Origin of the sequence: Paenirhizobium cremeum (genome assembly GCF_022884085.1) — a bacterium.
Taxonomy (GTDB): Bacteria; Pseudomonadota; Alphaproteobacteria; order Rhizobiales; family Rhizobiaceae; genus Allorhizobium; species Allorhizobium cremeum.
This window is the reverse complement of the sequence record NZ_JAGGCS010000011.1, coordinates 110,864-134,762: the sequence shown is the minus strand read 5'-3', so window position 1 is coordinate 134,762 and position 23,899 is coordinate 110,864. Positions and strand designations below refer to the sequence as shown.

Here is a 23,899-nt window from a genome sequence, read left to right as displayed (position 1 = left end):
TGCTGCACAACATCCAGAGCGTTTCTGGCAATCCAGGAACCTATCGCGCCACGGGAGGCCCTCATGTCCGCAGACTTGCAATCCATCGCATGGTTCGAAAATCTCGTTCGCGGGGATGTCGCCCGCGTTGGCGGCAAAAACGCCTCGCTCGGCGAAATGGTGCAGATACTGGCGGCAAAGGGCATCCGGGTACCGCCCGGCTTCGCCACCACTGCCGATGCCTATTGGAACTATGTAGAAGCCAATCGGCTCAGAGACCGGATGACCGCAATGCTCGTCGAATGGGAGACAGGCAAGGCAACTCTCGCCGAAACCGGCCAGGCGATCCGCAACATCTTCCTGAAAGGCGATTGGCCGACTGAGACGGAGGCAGCAATCCGGTCCGCCTATCGCGAGCTTTCCAGGCGCGCCGGTGTCGATGATGTCGAGGTTGCCGTCCGCTCGAGCGCCACGGCGGAAGACCTGCCGGATGCGAGCTTTGCCGGCCAGCAGGAGACCTTCCTGAACATCAAGGGGGAAACCGCCCTGATCGACGCATGCCGCCGTTGCTACGCTTCGCTTTTTACCGACCGCGCCATCAGCTACCGCAAGGCAAAGGGTTTCGACCACATGAAGGTCGCGCTCTCCGTCGGCGTGCAGCGCATGGTGCGCTCCGATATCGGCGGCTCGGGCGTGATGTTTTCGATCGACACCGAAACCGGCTTCGACAAGGTGGTGCTGATCAACGCCGCTTGGGGGCTTGGTGAAAACGTCGTGCAGGGCGCCGTCGACCCGGACGAATATCAGGTGTTCAAGCCACTCCTTGCCGATCCCGTGCTGAAGCCGCTGATCGAGAAGAAGAAGGGCGCCAAGGCGATCAAGATGATCTACGCGACCGGAGAGAAACCGACGCGCAACGTCCCGACATCAAAGGCGGAGCGCGCAGCCTATGTGCTGAGCGATCCGGAAATCCTCGATCTCGCCCGCTGGGCCGCAATCATCGAGACCCACTACGGTTGCCCGATGGATATGGAATGGGCGCGCGACGGCAAGACCGGCGAAATGTTCATCGTCCAGGCCCGCCCGGAAACCGTTCAGGCGCGTCGCGGCGCGGGTGTCTTCAAGTCCTACACGATCAACAACAAGGGCAAGGTGCTTGCGAAGGGCCTGTCGATCGGCGATGCGGTGGCAAGCGGACAGGTCTGCCTCATAGAAAGCGTCAGGGACATCGACCAGTTCGTCGACGGCTCCATCCTCGTCACCCAGACAACCGACCCGGACTGGGTGCCGATCATGAAGCGGGCGGCGGCAATCGTGACGGATCATGGCGGGCGGACCTCGCATGCGGCAATCGTCAGCCGCGAGCTTGGATTGCCGGCCGTGGTCGGCACCGGCAATGCCACGGAGCTTCTGCATACCGGCCAGGAGGTCACGATCTCCTGCGCCGAGGGCGACGAAGGTTTCGTCTACGAGGGCATAGCGGATTATACGGTGGATGAGCTCGACGTCAGTGACCTTCCCGCCACCCGTACCCAAGTCATGCTCAATCTCGCCAATCCCGGTTCAGCCTTTCGCTGGTGGCGCATGCCCGCCGATGGTATCGGCCTTGCCCGCATGGAATTCGTCGTCTCCAACGCAATCCGCGTCCATCCGATGGCGCTCGTCCACTTCGATCTGTTGAAGGATGAGGCAGCGAAAGCCGAGATCTCCGTCCTGACGGCGGGCTACGACGACAAGACCGACTATTTCGTCGACAAGCTCGCCCGCGGCCTCGCCCGCCTTGCCGCGGCTGTCCATCCGAAGCCGGTGATCGTTCGCATGAGCGACTTCAAGACCAATGAATATGCCGGCCTTATGGGAGGCGCGGAATTCGAGCCAGCCGAGGAAAATCCGATGATCGGCTTCCGCGGCGCTTCACGCTATTATTCGCCACGCTACCGGGAAGGCTTCGCGCTGGAATGCAAGGCGATCAAACGGCTGCGCGATGAGATGGGCTTCACGAACGTCGTCGTCATGATCCCCTTCTGCCGGTCTGTCGGAGAAGCCGACAAGGTATTGGCCGTCATGGCGGACAACGGTCTGAAGCGGGGAGAAAACGGCCTGCAGGTCTACGTGATGTGCGAGATCCCCTCGAACGTCATCCTGGCCGCCAAGTTTGCCGACCGCTTCGACGGCTTTTCGATCGGCTCGAACGACCTCACCCAACTGACCCTTGGCGTTGACCGCGACTCCGGCGAACTTGCCGACCTCTTCGACGAACAGGATGAAGCAGTGAAGTGGATGATCGAAAAAGTGATTGCGGAAGCCAGCAAGGCCGGAGCCAAGATCGGCCTTTGCGGCCAGGCGCCGAGCGATCATCCGGAATTTGCCGAGTTCCTGGTAAAATGCGGGATCGACTCCATGTCTGTCAGCCCCGACAGTTTCATGGAGGTCAAACGCAAGGTCGCGGAAACGGAAGCAGCACTCGGACGTCGCTAAGCGAGGCGCACCGTTCTATCCCGACGCCATCCTCGGCCGCGTGCCGAGGATCTTCTTACATCAAAGAAATCGATCGCTTGCAGATTTTCGGGAGAGGTCCGTGCATGACGGCGCGCAGAGGTTCTTCATCCTGTCAGCTACCCGAGGGACGATGTTCGCGATCCATCACGGGTGACATCAGCCCCTGTTGGCCACATAAAGGTCCAGAATGTCCCTGCGGCGGCAAAGCTCCGTGCCGGAGGTCATGACCGCAGCGGCGCCGGCGGCCATGCCGAGACGGAAAGCTTCGACGATATCCTTTCCCTCGGCAAGCGACCATGTCATGCCTGCGACGAAACTGTCGCCAGCGCCGACCGCCGACTGAACAGCCACCTTGATGGCTGGAACCCGCGTGATGCTGTCGGCACCGACCAGAACCGCCCCGTCAGCGCCGAGCGTGACGGCGATATACTGCGCCGCGCCACGGCGAATGACTTCCTGGGCGGCCGGGCCGACGCTTTCGTGATCGAGCTTGCGTCCGACAAGGCCTTCCAGTTCCCCAAGGCTCGGCTTCACCAGGAACACATGGCAGCTTGCCAGTGTCTCGCGCAATGCCTCGCCGGACGTGTCCAGCACGAAGCGCTGGTTTCGTCGGGCAGCAATTTCAGCCATGCGAAGATAGGTGTCGGCCGGAACGCCTCGCGGCAGACTGCCGCTGGCCACCACATAATCCGCGTCGCACTTTTCCAGGATATCGAAAACGGAAGCGAGTTCAGCATCGCTGACCAGCGGCCCCTCCGGCACGAAACGGTATTCGAGATTTGTCGAAAGCTCATGCACGTTATAGGCGACCCGCACCGGATCATGGATTTTCATTACATGCTGCCGGATGCCGAGCGGCCGGAGCATGGTTTCCAGCAATTCTCCGGTCGCCCCGCCGGAAAGATAAAGCAGTTCGCAATGGCCGCCGAGTTCGACGATAACCCGGGCGACATTGATACCGCCGCCGCCGGCATGCTGGCGCTGATTGTGGGTACGGGTCTTGTGCGTATGGCGCACCTCGTCGGCGTCACTGGAAATATCGATAGCGGGGTTGAGTGCGATGGAGAGAATTTTCGACATGCCCGAAGCTACCGTTCCACTATGACAGATCAAAGAAAATCAGATGGCGATGACAGAATTGCCCACCGTCCGGTATAACTGTGCGATTACCCCCGTTCAACGCTCCGAAAGGCGAATGGGTTCGGCGATCCAGCCACCTTCGGGACCAAGGACAAGAAGCGGCGTAGAGAAAGCGCCGACCACACGCTCCGGCCAATGGGTGCCGGCGCCGGCAATGGCAGCCCGCCAGCGATCCGTCTGCAGCATGGCCGCTCCGACCGCCGCCGGTTCGACGCCGACCGTCGCCAGAAGGGAAAGACCCGCTGCCATCGACGCACCGCTCGACATCACATCGTCGATCAGCACGACCCGACGCTCCGTCATGAGAGGCAGCATGCGCGGATCGACATAAAGCCGTTTCTGCTGGTGCGGCGTGGTGATCGAGGTCAGGGGCACGGAGAGTTTTTCGTCATACCAGAATTTGCGCGAGGTTCCGAGCGGAACATAGCGCGGGTGGCCGAGTGCCTCGGCGACGGCAGCGGCAAGTGTCAGGCCGAGCGTCGGCAGGCCGACGACCACGTCCGGCCGGTAGGCACGAAGCTTTGAGGCGATGTCCGTAGCCAGAAGGCGCAGGACGGAAAAGCTCGCCTGATTGATAATCAGGGAGGCGATTGCCTGCTGCCCGCCGGCAAGCATCCTGATCGGCAGCAGCAACTGACGTCCGTCACCAAGCGTCGCCGGAAAGCTCGCTTCATGCGGGCCGGCGGGGTCGAAACTGCCGGCCGGATAAAACTCCTGCCAATAGTCATAAGGCTGCATGAGACAATCCTTCCGCCTGCTCCGGTTCACCGAACCTTCCCTTGCTTCATCGCAAAGGAGAGCCCGGTTTGCAATTTGCGGAACATCTCCGCAAGGCTGTTCAGAAAATCTTGACGCAGCGTTCCGATTTCCCGGTTGTCTTTGACCGGGCAGGCATTACCTTTGAGGGGATTTCACGACCTATCCGGCGACACCCCGCCGGCCAAAAATGCAGGATTGGCAATGTATACCGGTATCGTTCAGACCGTGGCTCCCATCACCGACATCACCCGTCACGACGGCTATACCACGCTCTCCGTCGAAATTCCCGAGCACCTGTTGGAAGGCTTGCAGATCGGCGGCAGCGTTTCGGTCGAAGGCGTCTGCCTCTCGGCAACATCGATCGATGGCAACACCGTGACCTTCGACGCCATGGACGCCACCCTGTCACGCACCAACCTTGGCGCCCTGCACAAAGGGGATGACGTCAATATCGAGCGTTCCGCCAAGCCGACGGACGAAAACGGCGGGCACGCCATCGCAGGACACATCGCGACAACCGCGAAACTGGTGGATGCAAAGATGGAAATGCCGGGCGCCTTCATTCGCTTCGCGGTGCCGGAGGAATGGGCGAAATACGTCTTCCCCCGGGGCTTCCTCGCCGTCAACGGCGCAAGCCTGACGGTGGCCGATGCAGACAGGAACGAGTTCACCATAAACCTCATTCCCGAAACGCTGCGCCAGACGACGTTCCCACGCTACAAGCCGGGCGACGAGCTGAACATAGAAGTCGACCACCAGACGATGGTAATGGTCGATGTTGTCGAACGCACACTGACCCGGCTTCTGGACCAGCGCCGCCCTGCGTGACTATGAATGGCTGGCTCTGAGCGAAACCCAGGGCCGCTCTCCAATCAGAGAAATGAGAACCTTCAGATAGTCCGCCGGCTTCTGGGCACAAAGGTCGACCGGGATACCTTTTGCAGCGATTTCGGAAAGCGGCGACCCCGATACGATCCGGAAGGGCACACCCGACCGTCGCAATCTTTCGACGACCGGGGTGACAGCGCCGTCGCGTACATGAAAGTCGAGGATCGCCGCCGAGATCCGTTCATGATCCAGGACATCGAGTGCATCGGCGACCGTTTCCACCGTCATGACGTTCACGCCGGCCCGCGCGACGCTTTCCGCCGCATCCATGGAAATGAGGGCATCATCTTCGACAATAAGGACCGTATCGGCCTCGAGGGGTTCTTTTTTCGACTGCATTGCCTGTCTCCTTTTGCGACACAACGCGGCCGGCCCGGTATTGTTCGGTTTCCCATAAATGAACGAGTTTCTTGGTTAACGAATTGTTTCACGGTTATTTTTGTGAACGCGGAACCTCCATCGCGCAACCGCGTTATCCCATGCCATACGTGCAGTTCCCGAAAAGAGTTCTTTGGTCTCGTTACGGGGCTGCCTAACCGGCAAGGGGCGCTCCGGCTGTTCCGGTTGGCGTCGCAGTCTTCCCAGGGAGAAAGACAATGCAGGTCATCAGCACACAGGTTCACGAGGAGGCGGGCCGACGACCGGGCTTCACGGTTGAATTCGTCGGCGACGGTGGCGAGGTTATTTCGGTCCATATGAAGCAGACCGCGTCGGGCGGAATCGATCGGCACAACGCTCTGGAAAAGGCGCGAGCATTGCTGCTTCAGGTCGGTTCCTTCGCGGGGGCGGACAGCAAGGAAAGAGGTGGTTTCGATCCCCTTGGCCCGGAAGAGACCGGCATTTCCGATGCTGTCCTCAGCGCGCGGCGGGCCCAGGACAGCGAAGAACTGGAGGATCAACTCGAAGAAGGTCTCGAAGACTCCTTCCCTGCGAGTGACCCGGTCTCGGCGACCTACTCCTCGACACCCGGCCGGGCCGGAAGACACTGACCGGAATAGGCGATTTTGAAGCGGGAAATGCGCCGGACGGAAAGCGCATTCAAGATCCTATGGAAGCGCTTTCGTCAGGACTTCGAAATCGTATGACTGTCCGGCAATGGACAACCGCTTCGCCGTGATGATTACGGGTATGATCTCTCCGGCGGCGTTACGGATTTCCGCACGTTCGCCAGCATATCCCCCTTCCTTGTCGAGGCGCGCAAGGCGCGCGCCGCGCGCCTCGTTGTCGACGACAAGGCCTGACGACACCATTTCATGGCCCTTGATCTCCTCCCAGGACTTTCCGACGAGATCGAGATAGGCCTTGTTGACGCGCACATAGCGCGAACAGTTCTGCCCGGTGGTGGAAATCGAGAAAGCCACGGGCGAAAGATCGAAGAGCGCCTGGATCAGGGAATCTCTCCCCGCCTCGCCGATTACCGTATCTGGAGCGAAATCTTCAAGCGCGCCGGGTGCGGAAAGCCGGTCGTTGCTCAGCTCGATGTCGATGGGCATCGATACCTCGTCCCTGAGGATAGCGGCCAGACGCCACAGGTCCACTTCCAGGAAAAGCGGCTTATGAGCCTCCGTCAGTTCTGTCAGACACTTCGGCAGTTCTCGCTCCGCCTTATCGAGTCGAGTCCCGTCCTGGGGCGAGCTGGCAGTAGCGCCTTTCTCGCGAAAAGCACGTGCGGCCATCTCGCGCACGATACCGTAGGCCTCCTCCAGCATGCGCATCCGCTCTGCTTCCAGTGTTACGTCATCTGGCTCGCCTTCGTCAGCAAGCGGCAGATTTTCGAGGATCCGCCACACCTGCGCTTCCTCTGGAGTCTCGACGACTTTTTCGACACCTCTCGGAGCAAATCGGATCAGTGACAGAAGCGTGTCGACACCGAGGCTGTCGACATCGAAGGCGTATGCGTTTCCGTCCTGGTCGGTGGCCTCCGCAGTGAGACGCGTGGGGCCGCCATTGTCATCCAGGAACAGGGTCACGTTTCGGATCGCCTTCGGAAAACCGAGCCAGGGATGTTCATGCCTGAAAAGATCGAGAGCCTGCCCTTCCAATACCGCGACGTTGAACATTCCGCTTCCTCCCCGAAGCTGGCGCCGCGCCTAAGGCCAACCCTTCGCGGAAACCTTATGGAGGACACCGGGCACAGTATTTCAGTATTTTCTAAAATTATAACAGGACGTCAATCCGCTGTCCGACAGCTACATGACATATTGCTGAAGAACAATGACGTTTTGCCTGACATTGACGAAGCGCAAAAAGCCATCGGCCTACGCGTTGGAGTAGCCTTTCGGCAAAGGGGTCGTCAGCGATGCCGGAAGCGAAAAAGGCTCGTCAGTGACGAGCCTTGGATTCCTCGGGAAAAATATCTTGCCGCAATGCGTGCCGGCGGACGCCCGCGAAACGACATTCCCGGACTCAGAAGAATGCCTGAATGCCGGTCTGGGCCCGGCCGAGGATCAGTGCGTGCACGTCATGGGTTCCCTCGTAGGTATTGACCGTCTCCAGGTTCTGGGCGTGGCGCATGACATGGTATTCGATCTGGATACCGTTGCCGCCGTGCATGTCGCGGGCCATGCGGGCGATATCAAGCGCCTTGCCGCAATTGTTTCGCTTGACGATCGAGATCATCTCGGGCGCGAACTGATGCTCGTCCATCAACCGACCGACGCGCAGCGAGGCGAAAAGGCCAAGCGTGATTTCCGTCTGCATATCGGCGAGCTTCTTCTGATAGAGCTGGGTGCCGGCCAGCGGCTTGCCGAACTGCTTGCGGTCGAGGCCATACTGACGGGCGCGGAACCAGCAATCTTCAGCCGCGCCGAGCACACCCCACGAGATGCCGTAGCGGGCGCGGTTAAGGCAACCGAACGGCCCCTTGAGGCCGGAGACGCCCGGCAGCAATGCGTCTTCACCGACCTCGACGCCATCGAGCACGATCTCGCCGGTCACCGAGGCACGCAGGGAAAGCTTGCCGCCGATCTTCGGCGCCGACAGGCCCTTCATGCCCTTTTCAAGCACGAAACCGCGGATCTCGCCGCCATGCGCCTCCGATTTCGCCCAGACGACGAAAACATCGGCGATCGGCGCGTTGGAAATCCACATCTTGGAGCCGCGCAGGCGATAACCGCCCTCGATCCTTTCGGCGCGCGTCTTCATGCCGCCCGGATCGGAGCCGGCATCCGGCTCGGTCAAGCCGAAGCAACCGATCAGTTCACCCGACACGAGGCCGGGCAGGTACTTGTCCTTCTGCTCCTCGGAGCCGTAGGCGTAGATCGGATGGATGACCAGCGACGACTGCACGCTCATCATCGAGCGATAGCCGGAATCGATGCGCTCAACTTCTCGGGCGACGAGACCGTAGGATACGTAGTTCGCACCGGCTGCACCGTATTTTTCCGGCAGCGTCACCCCGAGCAGTCCGGCCTGCCCCATGAGGCGGAAGATTCCAGGCTCGACCGTCTCCCCGAGATAGGCCTCATTCACCCGCGGCAGAAGCTCGCTTTCGGCAAAGGACGCCGCCGCCGACTGGATCATCCGCTCGTCTTCGGAAAGAGCCTCTGCCATTAGGAAAGGATCGCTCCAGGAAAAAGGCCGCATGTCGCTCATCACTCATATCCTCTTCAGATTTTAGGCCAGATTGACGAATTCGCCCCCCTGCGCAAGCCATGTTTACTCATGCTGCCATCAGGTCTATTCATATCGGATGCTGACCCATCAACGCCGTTTCCTGCCCTCCACCAGCGCGCTCGCGGCCTTCGATTCCGTGGCGAAGCTTGGGAGCTTTTCCGCCGCGGCCAACGAACTGGCGCTGACCCAAGGGGCCATCAGCCGGCAGATATCCCTTCTGGAAGATCAGCTTGGCGTCAAGCTCTTCGAACGCAACAACCGGGGCGTCGAATTGACCCCCATCGGCCGCGACTACGCCAAGGGCATCGGCGACGCGCTGGCGACCATCCGCACGCTCTCTCTCGAAGCGATGGCCAAGGCGGGCGACACCCATCTGCGCCTTGCGATGCTGCCGACCTTCGGCACCCGCTGGCTGATGCCGCGTATTCCGGATTTTCTCGCCCGCAACCCCTCCATCATCATCGATTTCGCCACCCGCATCGGGCAGTTCGATTTCGAAAGCTCCGGACTGGACGCGGCCATCCATATCGGCGAACCGAACTGGCCCGGCACCGATTGCCAGTTCCTAATGCAGGAGATGGTGGCGCCCGTCTGCAGCCCAGCCTTTCTTCGCGATCATCCGGTTGCCCGTGCGCAAGACCTGCTCTCCATGCCGCTCTTCGATCTCGCGTCGCGGCCCCGCGCCTGGGAGCACTGGTTCGCGAGCCTGGACATACCGAACGGCCGCGGCGGCGGCATGCGCTTCGAACAGATTTCCAATGTGGTGCAAGCCTGCCTCGCCGATCTCGGCATCGCTCTCGTGCCGACCTTCCTGATCGAACCCGAGCTTTCCAGCGGGCAACTGGTGCGCGCCTGGAACCACGAGGTCAGGAGCGCCAGCGCCTATTACCTTGTCAGGCCCCTATCGAAGATGGCCTACCCGCCCGCCTCCGCCTTTTCCCAATGGCTTCTGGAACAGGTTCGCGAATTCAACGCCCGTCAGTTCGGCCGCGGCGAGCAGCTATCCTGATGTGACAGCCTGTCGGATGCATCGAGCCACGCGCTTGACCAAAATCATCAGATGACTTAATCATCGAACCATGAAGGCGCTTCAAAAAATCAGTCTTTCGGATACGGCCACCGAAGCGTTGCGCGCGGAGATCCGCAGCGGCCGCTGGGCGGTCGGCTCTCGCATTCCCAATGAAGCGTCCCTTTCGGAAACGCTCGGCGTCAGCCGCGGCACCATTCGTGAGGCCGTGCGGGTCCTGGCCTCGCAGGGACTTCTCGACGTGCGCCACGGTTCGGGAACCTATGTGCGCTCCCTTGTAGGAACCGATGGTGCGCTGGATGCCGCCCGGCGCGCCAGCCTGCGGGATCGTTTCGAGGCCCGTTGCGCTCTGGACGTCGAGGCAGCGCGCCTTGCCGCACTCCGCGCCAACGCCGCAACCATCGTCCGCCTGCGCGCCCTGCTCGCCCAGCGCGGCAACTCCGATAAAGGCGACCGCGCCGCCTTCATTGCGCGCGATCTCGCCTTCCACCGGGCCGTCGTCGCAGCGTCCGACAACCGGGCTATGGTCGAACTCTACGACTTCTTCTCTGCCTCGATCACGGAAACCATCGAAGCCACGACAGCGGGCGACCTGCCCGAACCCGACATGGCCGCCCATATGGCAATCGTCGATGCGATCGAAACCGGCGAGCCCGACAAGGCAGACGCCGCTGTGCGCCGTTTCATGGCCCCGGTCTTTGCCTATCTCGACCGGCGGGACGACTGATGACCGACAATGCCGACAGCCATGTGCTCGACCTCGCGGACGAGCTTCTGATCGACGCCGAAGACACGCCTTCGTCCTCCGCCGTCACCGGGGTCACGGGTCCGGCCACTCGCTGGCTTCTGGCGGTCAGCCTCGTGCTCATTGCCTTCAACCTTCGTCCCGTCTTTTCCAGCGCATCGGCCCTGCTGCCCGAAATTCGTTCGGAACTCGGACTCTCCGCCTTCGGCGCGAGCCTGCTCACGACAGTGCCCGTTGTCTGCCTCGGCCTTTTTTCTCCGCTGGCACCCCGTCTTGCCCAGAGGATCGGCGCGGAAAGAACCTTGCTTTTTGCCGTCTTTCTCCTGGCCACCGGAACGGCCTTACGGGGCCTTTCGTCGGTTCCCCTGCTCTTCTTCGGCACTGCCCTTGCCGGTGCCTGCATCGCTATCGGCAATGTCCTCCTGCCGGGGCTGGTCAAGCGGGATTTTCCCGATCGCGCGGCGCTGATGACCGGATTCTACACCATGGCGCTCTGCGCCGGGGCTGCCGGCGCCGCCGGCCTCAGCCTGCCTGTGGAGAAAGCCTTCAATGGCTCGCTCGGTGCAGCGCTCGCCTTCTGGGCCCTGCCCGCTTTCGCGGTGGCGCTCATCTGGTTGCCGCAGGCGTTGCGAAGCACAAAACCGGCCAAGGGCAGCGGCACCTGCATCGAGGGCCTCTGGCGCGATCGACTGGCCTGGCAGGTCACGCTGTTCATGGGACTTCAATCGGCGCTCGCATATTGCGTCTTCGGCTGGCTGGTCCCCATCCTGCGCGAACGCGGTATCGACGGGGTGACCGCGGGCGCCATCGTTTCGGTCTCCGTAATGGTGCAGGCGGCGTCCTGTATCGTTTCGCCGCAGATCGCCGTGCGCAGTCGTGACCAGAGGCTCATCAATGTGGCGCTGGCCATTATCGCGGTCGTCGCATTGCTCGGCCTTCTGTTTGCACCCCTCTCGACGATATGGATCTGGGCCATCTTGCAGGGCATCGGCCAGGGCGGCCTGATCGCCCTCGCCATGACCGCCATCGTCCTGCGTTCGCCGGATTCCCACGTCGCTGCCCATCTCTCGGGGATGGCGCAGTTCGTCGGATATCTTCTGGCAGCCATCGGCCCCCTGCTGGTCGGACTCACCAGGAGCTGGAGCGGGAGTTTTTCGGCAACGGCTCTACTTTTCGTCGCAATCGGTCTCGGCGCCGCGATCAACGGCTGGGGCGCCGGGCGTCTCGCATATGTAGACGTCCGTTCGGGAACGAAAGAGGCATAGATGAGCCTGTGTCCCCGCGCACAGCCTCATCTTCGGTCCAATTGACAAGCTGTTGTTATGGAAGAAGAGTACCTCCTAATAAAACGGTCAGCGTGGGAGGGACAGGATGTCTGGGCGCAAGGCTTTTGGTTTTCTCGCAAGATTCCTGGCAATCTCGCTGCTGGCGACGCCTGTAGTCGCGGCCGACACCCGTAGTATCGTCACCACGCCTGACGGCGATTACTTCGGCTTCGACCTTCGAACGGAAAAGAACCTCTCACTCGACGAATGCGAGGCAAGCTGCATCGCTGACGGCGCCTGTCGCGCTTTCACCTACAATCCAAAGGTGAAATGGTGCTTCCTGAAGTCCGACTTCAACCAGCTCAACACCTTTGCCGGCGCCATTGCCGGTCGCGTGGTGGAAGCAGGCGTTGAGGAGGACCTCGGGGCAGCCAAGCGACCGGAATTCGTCTCCGACCAGTTGATGGAGGATGCCCGCACGCAGCGCGCAGACCTCGCACTCGGAGAAGACCAGCAGCAGCTCGGCCAGGGCGCCCTGCTCGTCATCGCCCGTCAGTCGTTCGCAAACAACAACATCGACGCGGCGCTCTACGCCTTCAAGGGTGCGCTCGCGATCACGCCTGACGACACCGCCATCTGGCTGGAAATGGCCCGTGCTACCAATACAATTACCGGCAACGGCAGCGTCATCGGGCAAGGTGTACTCGCCGCACTCAACGGCTACCTCTTGAGCCGCGACACACAGACCCGCGCCGATGCGCTCGCCACTCTCGCCAAGGGTCTGGAAAACTCCGAGGACTACCGCAACGCGCTGAATGCCTACAAGGAAAGCCTCAAGCTCGTCACCGCCAAGACCGTGCAGGCCGCCTATAACGACCTGCGTTCCCGCAAGGGCTTCCGTGTCGTCTCCAACAGCGTCGATGCCGACAGCCTGACGCCGCGCGCCTGCGTCGAATTCTCCGACCCGCTGGTCAAGCGCGGGGTCGATTACACGCCCTTCGTGATGCTCGACGGTGCAGCACCCAAGGCCTTGGAGGCCAAGGACAACCAGATCTGCGTCGAGGGCCTGACGCATGGCGCCCGCTACAAGCTGGCGCTCCGCGCCGGCCTACCCTCCTCCGTCGAGGAAAGCCTCGAGGCGCAGGTCGATCTCGAAATCTATGTCCGCGACCGTTCCGCATCGGTTCGCTTCACCGGCGACAGCTTCGTCCTGCCCTCCACGGCGCGGCGCGGCATTCCGCTGGTTTCGGTCAACGCCGACAGCGCCAGCCTCAAGCTCTATCGCATCGGCGACCGCAACGTCGCTCCCCTGCTTTCCGCCTCGCAGTTCCTCACCCAGCTCGACGGCTACAGCGCCGACCGCATCGAAAGCGAAACAGGCGAACTTGTCTGGCAGGGTTCTATCGATATCGCCACCGAACTCAACAAGGACGTCGTTACCAGCTTCCCGGTGGACGAGGCCCTGCCCCAGCGCAAGCCCGGCATTTACGTGATGACGGCATCTGTCGCCAACGCGAATACCGAGAACTGGGACAGCCGCGCGACCCAGTGGTTCGTCGTCTCCGACATCGGGCTATCCACCTTCGCCGGCACCGATGGCTTGCACGTCTTCGCCCGCTCTCTTGCGACGGCAAAACCGCTGGCGGGCGTCGACCTGCAGCTGATCGCCAAGAACAATGAGGTTTTGGCGACGGCGAAGACGGATGACGATGGCCATGCCCGCTTCGATGCCGGCCTCATCCGTGCCGGCGCAGCGCTTGCCCCGGCCGTTATCGCCGCCCGCTTGCAGGACGACGACAACGTCTTCCTCGACATGACCCGCGCAGGCTTCGACCTTTCCGACCGTGGCGTCACAGGCCGGCCTGCTCCCGGCGCAATCGATCTGCTCGCATGGACCGAACGCGGCATCTACCGCCCCGGCGAGACCGTGCATGCAGCGGCGCTCGCCCGCGACATCGAGGCCGACTCCATCGACCGGCTGCCGCTCACCTTCATCTTTTCCCGGCCGGATGGCGTTGAATTCCGCCGCATGGTGGTGACCAGCGAAACGCTTGGCGGCTATGCCGTCGACCTGCCGCTGCTCGCCAACGCCATGCGCGGTACATGGAGCCTCGCGATCCATACCGATCCAAAGAAGGAAGCGATCGCTCGCAAGACCTTCCTGGTCGACGACTTTGTGCCGGACAGGCTGGAATTCGACATCACCAGCGAAGCGAAGGACATCGAACCCGGCGCCTCCGTCGCAGTCAGCGTCGACGGACGCTATCTCTACGGCGCACCTGCCGCCGGCCTGTCGCTGGAGGGCGAGGTCAATATCCGCCCGACCCGCAGCCATCCGGACTATGAGCGCTATGTCTTCGGCCTTGCGGACGAAGAGGCCGGCGAAGAAACCCAGGTGCCGCTCGAAGCGCTGGAACCGCTGGACGAGGACGGCAAGACGACCTTCGATGTCGAACTCGGCGAACTGCCATCGACGACGCAGCTTCTCAACGCCGAAGTCGTCCTGCGCCTTGTCGAAGGCGGCGGCCGCGCCGTGGAGCGCAAGCTCACGCTTCCGGTTCGCCCCGAAGGCCCGATGATCGGCATCAAGCCCGAATTCACCGGCGACCTTGCCGAAAATTCGATCGCGAAATTCAACGTCATCGCGCTCGGTCCCGACGGTAAGCGTCAGGCGCTTTCCGGCGCAAAGTGGAAACTCGTCAGCCTCGAGCGGAATTACCAGTGGTATCGCGAGGGCACATCCTGGCGCTACGAGCCGATCATCACCACCAAGCAGGTGGCGGATGGTACCGTCGATATTTCCGCCAATGGAGCCGAAGTTTCCGCTCCGGTTCAATGGGGTCGCTACCGCCTTGAAATCGAAACGGCGATCCTCAACGGCCCCGCGACCAGCGTGGAATTCGACGCCGGCTGGTTTGTCGAGGCGAGCACCACGGAAACACCCGATGCGCTTGAAATCGGGCTCGACAAGGAAAGCTACGCCATCGGCGATACGGCGACGCTGAAGGTCTCGCCGCGCTTTGCCGGCGAACTGCTTGTAACCGTCGGCACCGAATCTCTCGTCACCACGCAGGTGGCGACCATTCCCGCCGATGGAGGCGAAGTCACCATTCCCGTCACCGCGGAATTCGGTGCCGGAGCCTATGTCACCGCAACGCTTTTCCGGCCCGGCGACGCGCAGGAAAGCCGCATGCCGGCGCGCGCCATCGGCGTAAGCTGGCTGAAGGTCGATCCGGGCATGGACCGACTGGCGATCAAGCTCGACCCGCCGAAACAGACGTTGCCGCGCCAGCCGCTGGAAATCCCCATCGAGGTGGCAGGTGCGGGCATTGGCGAGGAAGCCTATGTCATGGTCGCCGCCGTCGATGTCGGCATCCTCAACCTGACGCGTTACGAAGCCCCGAACCCGGAAGACTGGTATTTCGGCCAGCGTCGGCTGGGTCTTGAGATCCGCGACCTTTACGGCCGCCTGATCGACGGATCGCTTGGCGCGATGGGACGCCTGCGCACTGGCGGTGACGGCGCACAAAGCCCGCTTCAGGGCAATCCGCCGAAGGAAAAGCTGGTCGCCTTCTTTGCCGGTCCGGTGAAGCTCGATGCCGATGGCCGCGCCGCAGTGTCCTTCGATATCCCGCAGTTCAACGGCACGGCCCGAGTGATGGCCGTCGCTTGGTCGAAATCCGGCGTCGGCCACGCCGAAACCGATGTCATCATCCGCGATCCAGTGGTGGTCACGGCCAGCATGCCGAAATTCCTCGCCCCCGGCGATGAGACCGAACTGCGCCTCGATATCGCCGCAACCGATGCTCCGACCGGCGATTACACCCTTGCGGTGTCGTCCAACGATGCGGTTCGCATCGATCCGCAGGCCGCGACCCAGACAATCAGCCTGGAAGCCGGCGGCAAGACGGTCGTGACACTGCCCGTCATCGGCGTCGAGCCGGGTGCGGCGACCATAGACATTGCGCTCTCCAATGCTTCCGGCCTGTCGCTCGACCAGAGCCTCGAGGTTCCCGTCCGTCCTGCATCCCTTCCGGTGACGGAACGCCGGGTCCTGTCTCTCGCCCCCGGCAAGAGCCTGACCGTCGATGCCGACCTGCTGGCCGACAGCCTGCTCCAGGATGCGGCGGTCAGCCTCAATGTCAGCCGTGCCGATGGCTTCGACCTTCCGGCCCTGCTGATGGGTCTCGACCGCTACCCCTATGGCTGCGCCGAACAAACCACCAGCCGGGCGTTGCCACTGCTTTATCTGAGCGAACTTTCCGCGGTTTCCGGCCTTCCCGACGACGCGGATGTGAAGAAGCGGGTGCAGGACGCGATCTACCGGGTTCTCTCCTACCAGTCCTCCAGCGGCAGCTTCGGCCTCTGGGCTCCGGGCTATGAGGACCTGTGGCTCGATGCCTATGTCACCGATTTTCTCACCCGCGCCCGCGAGCAAAGGTTCGAAGTGCCGGAACAGGCGATGCTGCAGGCAATCGAAAACCTGCAGAACCGCATCGGCTACGACGCCGATATCCGCAGCCGCGGCAACGAGATCGCCTATTCGCTCTACGTGCTGGCGCGCAATCGCAAGGCCGCGATCAGCGACCTGCGCTACTACGCCGATACGATGCTCGGCGATTTCCCGACCCCGCTTTCGAAGGCGCATCTGGCCGCGGCACTTTCGCTCTATGGCGATGCCGAACGCTCGCGCTCGGTCTTCCTCGATGCTGCCGGCATGTCGGAAGAAGCGCGCCTGACCAGGGTCAGCCTCAACCGTTCGGACTATGGCTCGTCGCTGCGGGACGGAGCGGCCGTGCTCGCTCTTGCCGCCGAAAGCCGTCCGGTTCCGCCAATCGTGCCCGCACTCGCCAAGGTCGTGACCGACGAATGGCGCGAAAAACAGTATCTCAGCACCCAGGAACAGACCTGGCTTCTGCTGGCCGCACGCGCCCTGCAGAAGGGAGATGACGGCCTGTCGCTCGATATCAACGGCGCACAGCATAACGGCGCCTATCAGGCAAGCATCACCGGCGATGCCCTGCTCCAGCATACGGTTACGCTGACCAACAAGAGCAGCGATCCGGTTTCGGCAGCGATCACCACGGTCGCGGCACCCAAGGCTCCGCTACCGGCAGGCGGCGAGGGCTTCGACATCACCCGCACCTACTACACGCTGGATGGCGAGGAGGCGAATGTCAGCGAAGCCGCACAGAACGAGCGCTATGTGGTCGTTCTCACCGTCACCGAAAATGACGACTGGCCGGCGCAACTGCTGATTACCGACCTGCTTCCCGCCGGCTTCGAGATCGACAATCCGAGCCTCGTCGACAGTGCGGCGCTCGCCAACTTCGACTGGATCGGCGAGACGGAAACGGCCCACCTCGAATTCCGCAACGACCGTTTCGTCGCGGCGATCAACCGGCCGGCCAGCGAGAACGGCGAGATCACCCTTGCCTATGTCGTCCGCGCCGTAACGCCCGGCACATACGAACATCCGGCAGCCTCGGTCGAGGACATGTACCGGCCGCAGTTCTCGGCCCGCACGGCCACCGGCCGCATGCAGGTCTCGGCAGCGGAGTAACGGGAAAGCGGTGATGGGAAAGCTGCGCGTCGCGGGTCTGGGTCTTGCGGTTGCTGCCGTCGCAGCGACCGCAACACTCTTTGCCCTCGACGCCGCTGACCGCGCCTTTCCGCCGCCATTGCCGGAGGCCGCCACGGTCTCGGCCGAAGTGCTGGATACCGACGGGCAGTTGTTGCGCGCCTTCGCGACGAAGGACGGGCTGTGGCGCCTGAAAACGACGGCTGCCGATGTCGATCCGCGGCTTGTGAAAATGCTGGTCGCCTATGAGGACCGGCGGTTCTACGAGCATTCCGGTATCGACCTCATGGCGTTCGGGCGCGCCGGCTGGCAACTGCTGACCAATGGCCGCATCGTTTCGGGCGGCTCGACGCTCAGCATGCAGGTCGCCCGCCTGATCGAACCGCGCCGAGAGCGGTCGCTGACGGCGAAGCTCATACAGATCGCCCGCGCCCTGCAGATCGAACGGCGGCTGGAAAAATCGGAGATCCTCGACCTCTATCTCACCCACGCGCCCTATGGCGGCAATCTCGAAGGCGTGCGGGCGGCAAGCCTTGCCTATTTCGGCAAGGAACCGAAACGCCTTTCGACAGCGGAAGCCGCCCTGCTGGTCGCATTGCCGCAACTGCCGGAGAGACGCCGCCCCGACCGCTACAGGGAAAACGCCGAAGCGGCCCGCAAGCGCGTACTGCAACGCATGAACACCGCCGGCGTGCTGGAACCCGGCGAGATCGCCCGCGCCGAAATCGCTCCCCTGCCGGAAAAACGCCTGCAACTGCCGGCGCTCGCCGCCCATCTGGCGGAAGCAGCAAGACGCAAGGCTCCGGCTGAAACGACATATCGAACGACGCTTCGCCGGGATGTGCAGCAGCGGCTGGAAACCGTTGCGCGGACAACCTCCCAGCGTCTCGACCCGAAGGTGTCGCTCGCCATGCTGATGGCTGATGCCGAGACCGGGGAAATCGTCGCCGAGATCGGCGCGGCCGATTATTTCGATGCCTCCCGCTCCGGCTGGATCGACATGACTCGCGTCAACCGCTCGCCCGGCTCGACGCTTAAACCCTTCATCTACGGGCTGGCCTTCGAGGAAGGTCTGGTCGCGCAGGAGACCATTGTCGAGGATCGGCCGGCGGACTTCTTCGGTTACCGGCCGAAGAATTTCGACATGAGCTATCAGGGCGACGTCAGCATCCGTCAGGCTCTGCAACTCTCTCTGAACGTACCGGCGGTGCGGCTGCTCGATGCGCTCGGCCCTTCGAAGCTGATGGTAAGGCTGCGTCGCGCCGAGGTGCGTCCGCGCCTGCCGACCGCGGAAGCGCCCGGACTTGCCATTGCGCTCGGAGGAGCCGGCCTGACGCTGAAGGAACTCGTCCAGCTCTATGCCGGCCTCGCCAACCGCCAGACGCCGGTGCGGCTGGGTGATGGCATCAACGACCAGCCCGGCGAGATCGAAAACGTCGCCGCATTGTTCGAACCCGTCGCGGCATGGAATGTCGCGGACATTCTCTCGGGCGTACTGCCGCCATCCGGCAGCCCTGCCATCGGCGTCGCCTACAAGACCGGCACCAGCTATGGCTACCGTGACGCCTGGTCGGTCGGCTTCGATGGCCGTTATGTCCTCGGCGTCTGGATCGGCCGCCCCGATAACGCTGCCGTACCCGGTATTTCCGGTTACGCGACGGCGGCTCCCCTGCTGTTCGAGGCGTTTTCGAAATCGGGCCTTTCAGGCACTCCGCTTCCCTCCACCCCGCGCGGCGCAAACCGCATCGCCCAGTCGGAACTGCCGATCAGCCAGCGTCGGTTCTCGCTCGATCCCAGCGGTCTCCTTTCTGCCTCGACGCGCGAAAAACCCCCGCAGATCGTCTATCCGCCCGAGGGCGCCCAGATCGAACTTGGCACCGGTCCCGATGGCGCGCCGCTGCCCCTTGCCTTGAAACTGCAGTCCGGGCGCGCACCCTTTCGCTGGCTTGCCAATGGCAAGCCGCTTTCGGAACCCACCCGCCGACGCACGACGGAATGGAGACCGGAGGGTGTCGGCTATTCAACGCTGACCGTCATCGACGCAGCCGGACGTGCGGCAACAGTGGGCTTTTTCGTCCGGTCCTGAAAACGCCATTCATGCTGCCGGAGCAGCGGGCGGCTTGCCCCGCGGTCCCGACGAGCGTAAGTCATGACCGACTGGAAAAGGGGTCGCGGCCATGACGGAACTGAAAACGAGACAAACCGGCGCAACGGCAACGCTCGGCCATCGCGGTTTTCCCCATGTCGTATCTGCCACCGGAGGCGAGATCGATATCGTCACCGGTCCGAGCCAACCGGGCTTCAATCCGGTCGATCTGCTTTACGCATCGCTCGCCGCCTGCCTCGCCATGAGCGCCCGCATAGCAGCGACTCAGATGCATGTCATGGACAAGGTCACGAACATCACGGCCGAAGTGAAGGGCGAGAAGGCCTATGAGGGACCCTCGCGGGTCACGCGCTTCGACGTCCGCATGACCATCGCGGGGGACCTCGACGCCGACACCCGCCGGAAGATCGTCCATGCCGCAGAAGAAATCTGCACGGTCAGCAACACGCTGGCGGGAAATCCCGAATTCTCGATCGAACTCGGCGACTGACCCCCGTCACCTGCAACCCTTCCGCATCTCCCATTGCTCAATCCTTGCCACTTCCCGCATCTCCGTCGGCGAGAGATCGCCATAAGGCGGGAAGCATCCGCGCCCGAAGACGGCGCGGGCGCGCTGCGTCTTGAAGCAATAACCCCGCTCCGCATAAATCTCGTTGCGGGCGTACCACAGATCCTCGCAACTCATCGCCCGGTAATCCTGCGCATGGGCCGCAGAGAAAACTCCGGGTATGACGGCAAAGACGTCAAGCAAGAGCGCAATCACGATAATCCAACGACTGTCCACGATCCCCTCCTTCGGATACTCGAACACAGCGAATATAAGCGAATTCGGCAATGAGCCATTGATGCAGGTCACTCGCAGGCTTTCATCCGCTGTCCTTGGCCGGTTCCAGCAATTTTCGCTTGATGTCTTGACTGCCACTGGAAATCCGCCACACACCGCCCCAAGTCATATACGGCCGGGAGATTTGGGGCTTGACGCGTGGTCGGGCTGAGTTAAAACCGGCTTGTCACGCAACGCCCAGTGCCTTGCGTTGCGGACCAAACTTCTGGTGCCGGGCCCCTCTGGCGAGAGTTTACGGCGCTCTCGTGATGTCGGTACCGCCAGCAAGATGAGCCGGCGGATTCAAAAACATGACTCTTCAGATCATGCCTATCCCGCGTGCATGCGTCGCCATGCACGATCATTTCCCGCATCCTTTCGCTTTCAACCGTTCGGAGGCACGCCAATGAGCACACCCTCGACCGGACAGCCGACGCTTTCCTATTTCAAATGGGCCTTCATCGTGACCGCTATTGGCCTTCTTCTCGGTGGCTGGGTTGGATGGCAGTCCACCGGAACGCTTGGCGGCATGGCAACCGTCTTCTTTATCTGCGCAGTGCTCGCAGTTCTCGAAATCTCGCTTTCCTTCGACAACGCCATCGTCAACGCCAACAAACTCAAGGACATGACGCCGGTCTGGCAGCATCGCTTCCTGACCTGGGGTATCGTCATCGCCGTCTTCGGCATGCGTATCGTCTTCCCGCTGCTGATCGTGGTGATAGCCGCCGGCATCGGGCCGATCGAGGCGCTCTTCCTGGCGGCCCGGGAACCGGGGGAATATGCGAGGATCATGACCGAGGCGCATCTGCCGATTGCTGCCTTCGGCGGTACCTTCCTGATGATGGTCGGCCTCACCTACTTCTTCGACCACGAAAAGGAGGTGCACTGGATCGTCTTCCTTGAGAAGCACATGGCGCGCTCCGCCTCGATCAAGGGCATCGAGATTGCCTTCGTGCTTCTGCTGATCCTGCTCTTTTCGAACCTGCTCGAAGGCGAGGAAGCCAACACTTTCGTCTATTCGGCGATCTACGGGCTTCTCACCTTCCTCGTCGTCGAGGTGATCGGCGGACTTCTGGATCACTCGCAAAAGGCCATGTCGGAAGCGGCGAAGGGTGGCCTCGGCGCCTTCATCTATCTCGAAGTGCTGGACGCCAGTTTCTCCTTCGACGGCGTTATCGGTGCCTTCGCACTCAGTCAGAACCTGTTCGTGATTGCGATCGGTCTCGGTATCGGCGCGATGTACGTGCGCTCGATGACCATCATGCTGGTCGATAAGGGAACGCTCGCCGAATACCGATACCTGGAGCACGGTGCCTTTTACGCCATCCTCATCCTCTCGGTAATCATGTATTGCCAGACGCTGGTTCATATCCCCGAAGTCATCACCGGCCTCGGCGGCGCGGGGCTGATCGGCATCTCGCTCTGGTCCTCCATCCGCTACAACCGCAAGGAACGGGAAGAGGAACTACAGCACGATCGACAGGCGGTCGCCGAAAACATCTGACGGCAAGGTGAAAGAGCCGGCCTGATGCCGGCCGCTGACGCCCGCATTGGTTCGTTAGAACTATCAATAGCGATACCCTTCACAGCATCCGTTACGAGGGGTATCGCCTAGCGGGAATTTCTCGAACGCCCCAAAACTTCTCTGCATCAATCGCGCAAACTCTTGTAAAAACCTGCATCGCTTGACCTTCGTCGGCATCACTGCAAGGGTCTTGCTCAATTGAGCCTGTTGAATCGACCGTAAGAACTGAACTACAAGAATTTTTTGACAACTTAAAGTTGAATTTCGATGTTCAGAAACGCAATATTGGCGGCTTCCCTCCTCGCGAATTTTCTCCTGGTTTACATCATGTTCCAGCCGGCAGGCGGCACCACCAATTCGACTCGGATGACGTGCGAACAGGCGCGAAGCGGGATCGGCAGCAAGAAGGCCGTGAGCGAGTACGCCGACCGCAATGGCTTGTCGTTTTCAAAGGTCCATTTGTTTCTGAGAGACAGCGATTATGAACTGAGGAATATTACCGTTCAGGATGGCACAGTGACCTTCGTCTACACGTCCGCGGCTTTCTATCCATCGACCTGTGGCATCCACCTGCCCGGAATTGATGGAGGCATTCTCCGCATAGCAACAGAGATCACTGCAGACCCCAAAGTCCTATCGGTTTGGTAAGGAGTGACGGCCTCGGTTCAAAATGCAGCAATAAAGGTCTTTTTGTGCCGAACCTTGCTTTGGCGAGGCGCGTTCTTAGATCAGCCGAAGAGACAGCTTATCGTCACCAGATGAAAAGAACGAGGACCGCTTGGAAAACCCATGTCGCCAACAACGCCAGGGAACGGCTTCCGCCCAACTTGAGGCTGTTGCCGAAATGGCGAACCGGGCGGGAGCCCTGTCACTGACCGATCTGCTGGAGGCATTGGGCCGCACCAGCATCGCCTTCGCCATACTTATACTGTCGCTGCCGGCCCTCACGCCGGTCCCCGGCCCTTTCGGCATGTTCTTCGGAACCTGCCTTGCCATCGTCTCCCTGCAGATCATCGCCGGAAAGAGGCGTATCTGGCTTCCCGAGATGCTGGGCAGGCGGAAACTTTCGGCTGCGACGATCATGCTCGTCGTTCGATATACGACGCCACTCGTGCGCAAGGTGGAAATCATTCTGCAACGCGGCCGCCTGCGGGCGCTGACCGGGCACACCGCCCAAACCCTGCTGGGCGTGCCAGTCTTCCTGCTTGCGGTAGCTGTCGCGCTTCCCATTCCTTTCGGCAACTTCCTGCCGGTAGTCGCCCTGGTCGTCATCTCCATGGGATTGATGGAACGGGATGGTCTGGCGACACTCCTTGGCATTCTGCTTGCAGCAATTGCACTCGGGACATCGGGTGGCCTGATCTATGGCGCGGCCTCGGCCTTCAACTGGATCGTCTGACTGCAAAAGACAAATGACCCGCCCCGACAGGGGCGGGCCATGACACCCGGAAAGAGATGGAGTTTCACTGCGCGCTGGCGAGCGCGGCCTCGATGCGTTCCTGCGCCTTCTTCGGCAGCTTCACGGCCTTGAAGGCATCGAGGTTCGCGCTCGCGTCGTTGACCACGACCACTCCGACCATGCCCATGCCGACATGCGGCGCGCACTTGATGCCATAGACGCCGGGCACGTCGAAGGTCACCTTGATGGTTTCGCTCATCTTGCCCTTGAACTCGGCGGCGCCGTCCGGGATCATGCCCTTGATGCTCTCGGCGTTGTGGCCCTTGTCGGTCGGGATGAAGGTGACGGTGTCGCCGACGGCGATCTTGAGGCCCGCCGGCTCGAACACCATGGCGCCGTCCTTGCCCTTGTTCAGCATGTGAACCTCGTAGTCGGCGGCAGCGGCGGAACCGGCGAGGGCAGCGAAGATCGCACCAGCAGCAACGAGGCGCTTCATCATCATGGTCATTGTCTTGTCTCCTTGAAAACAGGACCCCTCGGGTCCGTT

General features: G+C 61.8%; 19 protein-coding genes. 12 read left to right on the top strand and 7 right to left on the bottom strand.

Annotated elements, in window-relative coordinates; translation table 11 throughout:
* The first annotated feature begins 63 nt into the window (after positions 1-63).
* Entirely contained in the window at positions 64-2,457 is a 2,394-nt protein-coding gene (gene ppsA, locus J5N58_RS19075; RefSeq protein ID WP_244712257.1) for a phosphoenolpyruvate synthase, read from the top strand.
* Between the two features lie 177 nt (positions 2,458-2,634).
* Here ppsA and J5N58_RS19070 read toward each other — a convergent pair whose 3' ends face one another.
* Entirely contained in the window at positions 2,635-3,558 is a 924-nt protein-coding gene (locus tag J5N58_RS19070) for a 1-phosphofructokinase family hexose kinase (protein ID WP_113339326.1), read from the bottom strand.
* Between the two features lie 96 nt (positions 3,559-3,654).
* On the bottom strand, positions 3,655-4,356 hold the full coding sequence (locus J5N58_RS19065) for a phosphoribosyltransferase (RefSeq protein WP_113339327.1): 702 nt from the start codon (positions 4,354-4,356) through the stop codon (positions 3,655-3,657).
* A gap of 222 nt (positions 4,357-4,578) precedes the next feature.
* On the opposite strand from J5N58_RS19065, the gene J5N58_RS19060 reads away from it, so the two are divergent.
* A complete protein-coding gene (locus tag J5N58_RS19060) occupies positions 4,579-5,205 on the top strand; it encodes a riboflavin synthase subunit alpha (protein WP_113339328.1) in 627 nt (208 codons plus the stop codon).
* Here J5N58_RS19060 and J5N58_RS19055 read toward each other — a convergent pair whose 3' ends face one another.
* Positions 5,206-5,604, bottom strand: a complete 399-nt coding sequence (locus J5N58_RS19055) for a response regulator (RefSeq protein WP_113339329.1) — start codon at positions 5,602-5,604, stop codon at positions 5,206-5,208.
* 257 nt (positions 5,605-5,861) lie between these two features.
* On the opposite strand from J5N58_RS19055, the gene J5N58_RS19050 reads away from it, so the two are divergent.
* Positions 5,862-6,254 carry a hypothetical protein gene (locus tag J5N58_RS19050; protein WP_113339330.1) on the top strand — a complete coding sequence of 131 codons (393 nt, stop codon included), beginning with the start codon at positions 5,862-5,864 and terminating at the stop codon, positions 6,252-6,254.
* 57 nt (positions 6,255-6,311) lie between these two features.
* On the opposite strand, the gene J5N58_RS19045 is transcribed toward J5N58_RS19050, so the two are convergent.
* On the bottom strand, positions 6,312-7,325 hold the full coding sequence (locus tag J5N58_RS19045) for a PAS domain-containing protein (RefSeq protein WP_113457380.1): 1,014 nt from the start codon (positions 7,323-7,325) through the stop codon (positions 6,312-6,314).
* A gap of 346 nt (positions 7,326-7,671) precedes the next feature.
* Entirely contained in the window at positions 7,672-8,850 is a 1,179-nt protein-coding gene (locus tag J5N58_RS19040) for an acyl-CoA dehydrogenase (protein ID WP_425314479.1), read from the bottom strand.
* Positions 8,851-8,956: 106 nt separating this feature from the next.
* Between J5N58_RS19040 and J5N58_RS19035 the strand changes: the two genes are divergently transcribed.
* The 6 genes from J5N58_RS19035 (at position 8,957) to J5N58_RS19010 (ending at position 20,095) form a co-directional block, all read left to right on the top strand.
* Positions 8,957-9,889 (top strand): LysR family transcriptional regulator, encoded by a 933-nt coding sequence (locus J5N58_RS19035; RefSeq protein WP_113339333.1) that lies wholly within the window; start codon positions 8,957-8,959, stop codon positions 9,887-9,889.
* 70 nt (positions 9,890-9,959) lie between these two features.
* A complete protein-coding gene (locus J5N58_RS19030) occupies positions 9,960-10,634 on the top strand; it encodes a FadR/GntR family transcriptional regulator (RefSeq protein WP_113424673.1) in 675 nt (224 codons plus the stop codon).
* Positions 10,634-11,917 (top strand): CynX/NimT family MFS transporter, encoded by a 1,284-nt coding sequence (locus J5N58_RS19025; RefSeq protein ID WP_113424675.1) that lies wholly within the window; start codon positions 10,634-10,636, stop codon positions 11,915-11,917. Before J5N58_RS19030 ends, J5N58_RS19025 begins: the two co-directional genes overlap by 1 nt.
* A 106-nt stretch (positions 11,918-12,023) precedes the next feature.
* A complete protein-coding gene (locus J5N58_RS19020) occupies positions 12,024-17,480 on the top strand; it encodes an alpha-2-macroglobulin family protein (protein ID WP_244712255.1) in 5,457 nt (1,818 codons plus the stop codon).
* A 13-nt stretch (positions 17,481-17,493) separates the two neighbouring features.
* Positions 17,494-19,584, top strand: coding sequence for a penicillin-binding protein 1C (gene pbpC, locus J5N58_RS19015; RefSeq protein WP_244712253.1), 2,091 nt, complete (start codon positions 17,494-17,496; stop codon positions 19,582-19,584).
* A gap of 91 nt (positions 19,585-19,675) precedes the next feature.
* Positions 19,676-20,095: an OsmC family protein gene (locus tag J5N58_RS19010; RefSeq protein WP_244712250.1), complete on the top strand. Its 420-nt coding sequence runs from the start codon at positions 19,676-19,678 to the stop codon at positions 20,093-20,095.
* 6 nt (positions 20,096-20,101) lie between these two features.
* On the opposite strand, the gene J5N58_RS19005 is transcribed toward J5N58_RS19010, so the two are convergent.
* Positions 20,102-20,389 carry a YARHG domain-containing protein gene (locus J5N58_RS19005; RefSeq protein WP_244712248.1) on the bottom strand — a complete coding sequence of 96 codons (288 nt, stop codon included), beginning with the start codon at positions 20,387-20,389 and terminating at the stop codon, positions 20,102-20,104.
* A gap of 445 nt (positions 20,390-20,834) precedes the next feature.
* Between J5N58_RS19005 and J5N58_RS19000 the strand changes: the two genes are divergently transcribed.
* The 3 genes from J5N58_RS19000 to J5N58_RS18990 all read left to right on the top strand — a co-directional run bounded on the left by J5N58_RS19000 (position 20,835) and on the right by J5N58_RS18990 (position 23,352).
* Complete coding sequence (locus J5N58_RS19000) at positions 20,835-21,932, top strand: DUF475 domain-containing protein (RefSeq protein WP_112829517.1); 1,098 nt, start codon at positions 20,835-20,837, stop codon at positions 21,930-21,932.
* A gap of 306 nt (positions 21,933-22,238) precedes the next feature.
* Positions 22,239-22,601 carry a hypothetical protein gene (locus J5N58_RS18995; protein ID WP_244712246.1) on the top strand — a complete coding sequence of 121 codons (363 nt, stop codon included), beginning with the start codon at positions 22,239-22,241 and terminating at the stop codon, positions 22,599-22,601.
* 130 nt (positions 22,602-22,731) lie between these two features.
* Positions 22,732-23,352, top strand: a complete 621-nt coding sequence (locus J5N58_RS18990; RefSeq protein WP_244712243.1) for an exopolysaccharide biosynthesis protein — start codon at positions 22,732-22,734, stop codon at positions 23,350-23,352.
* A 64-nt stretch (positions 23,353-23,416) separates the two neighbouring features.
* On the opposite strand, the gene J5N58_RS18985 is transcribed toward J5N58_RS18990, so the two are convergent.
* Positions 23,417-23,860 carry a pseudoazurin gene (locus J5N58_RS18985; RefSeq protein WP_244712241.1) on the bottom strand — a complete coding sequence of 148 codons (444 nt, stop codon included), beginning with the start codon at positions 23,858-23,860 and terminating at the stop codon, positions 23,417-23,419.
* Positions 23,861-23,899: the final 39 nt, after the last annotated feature.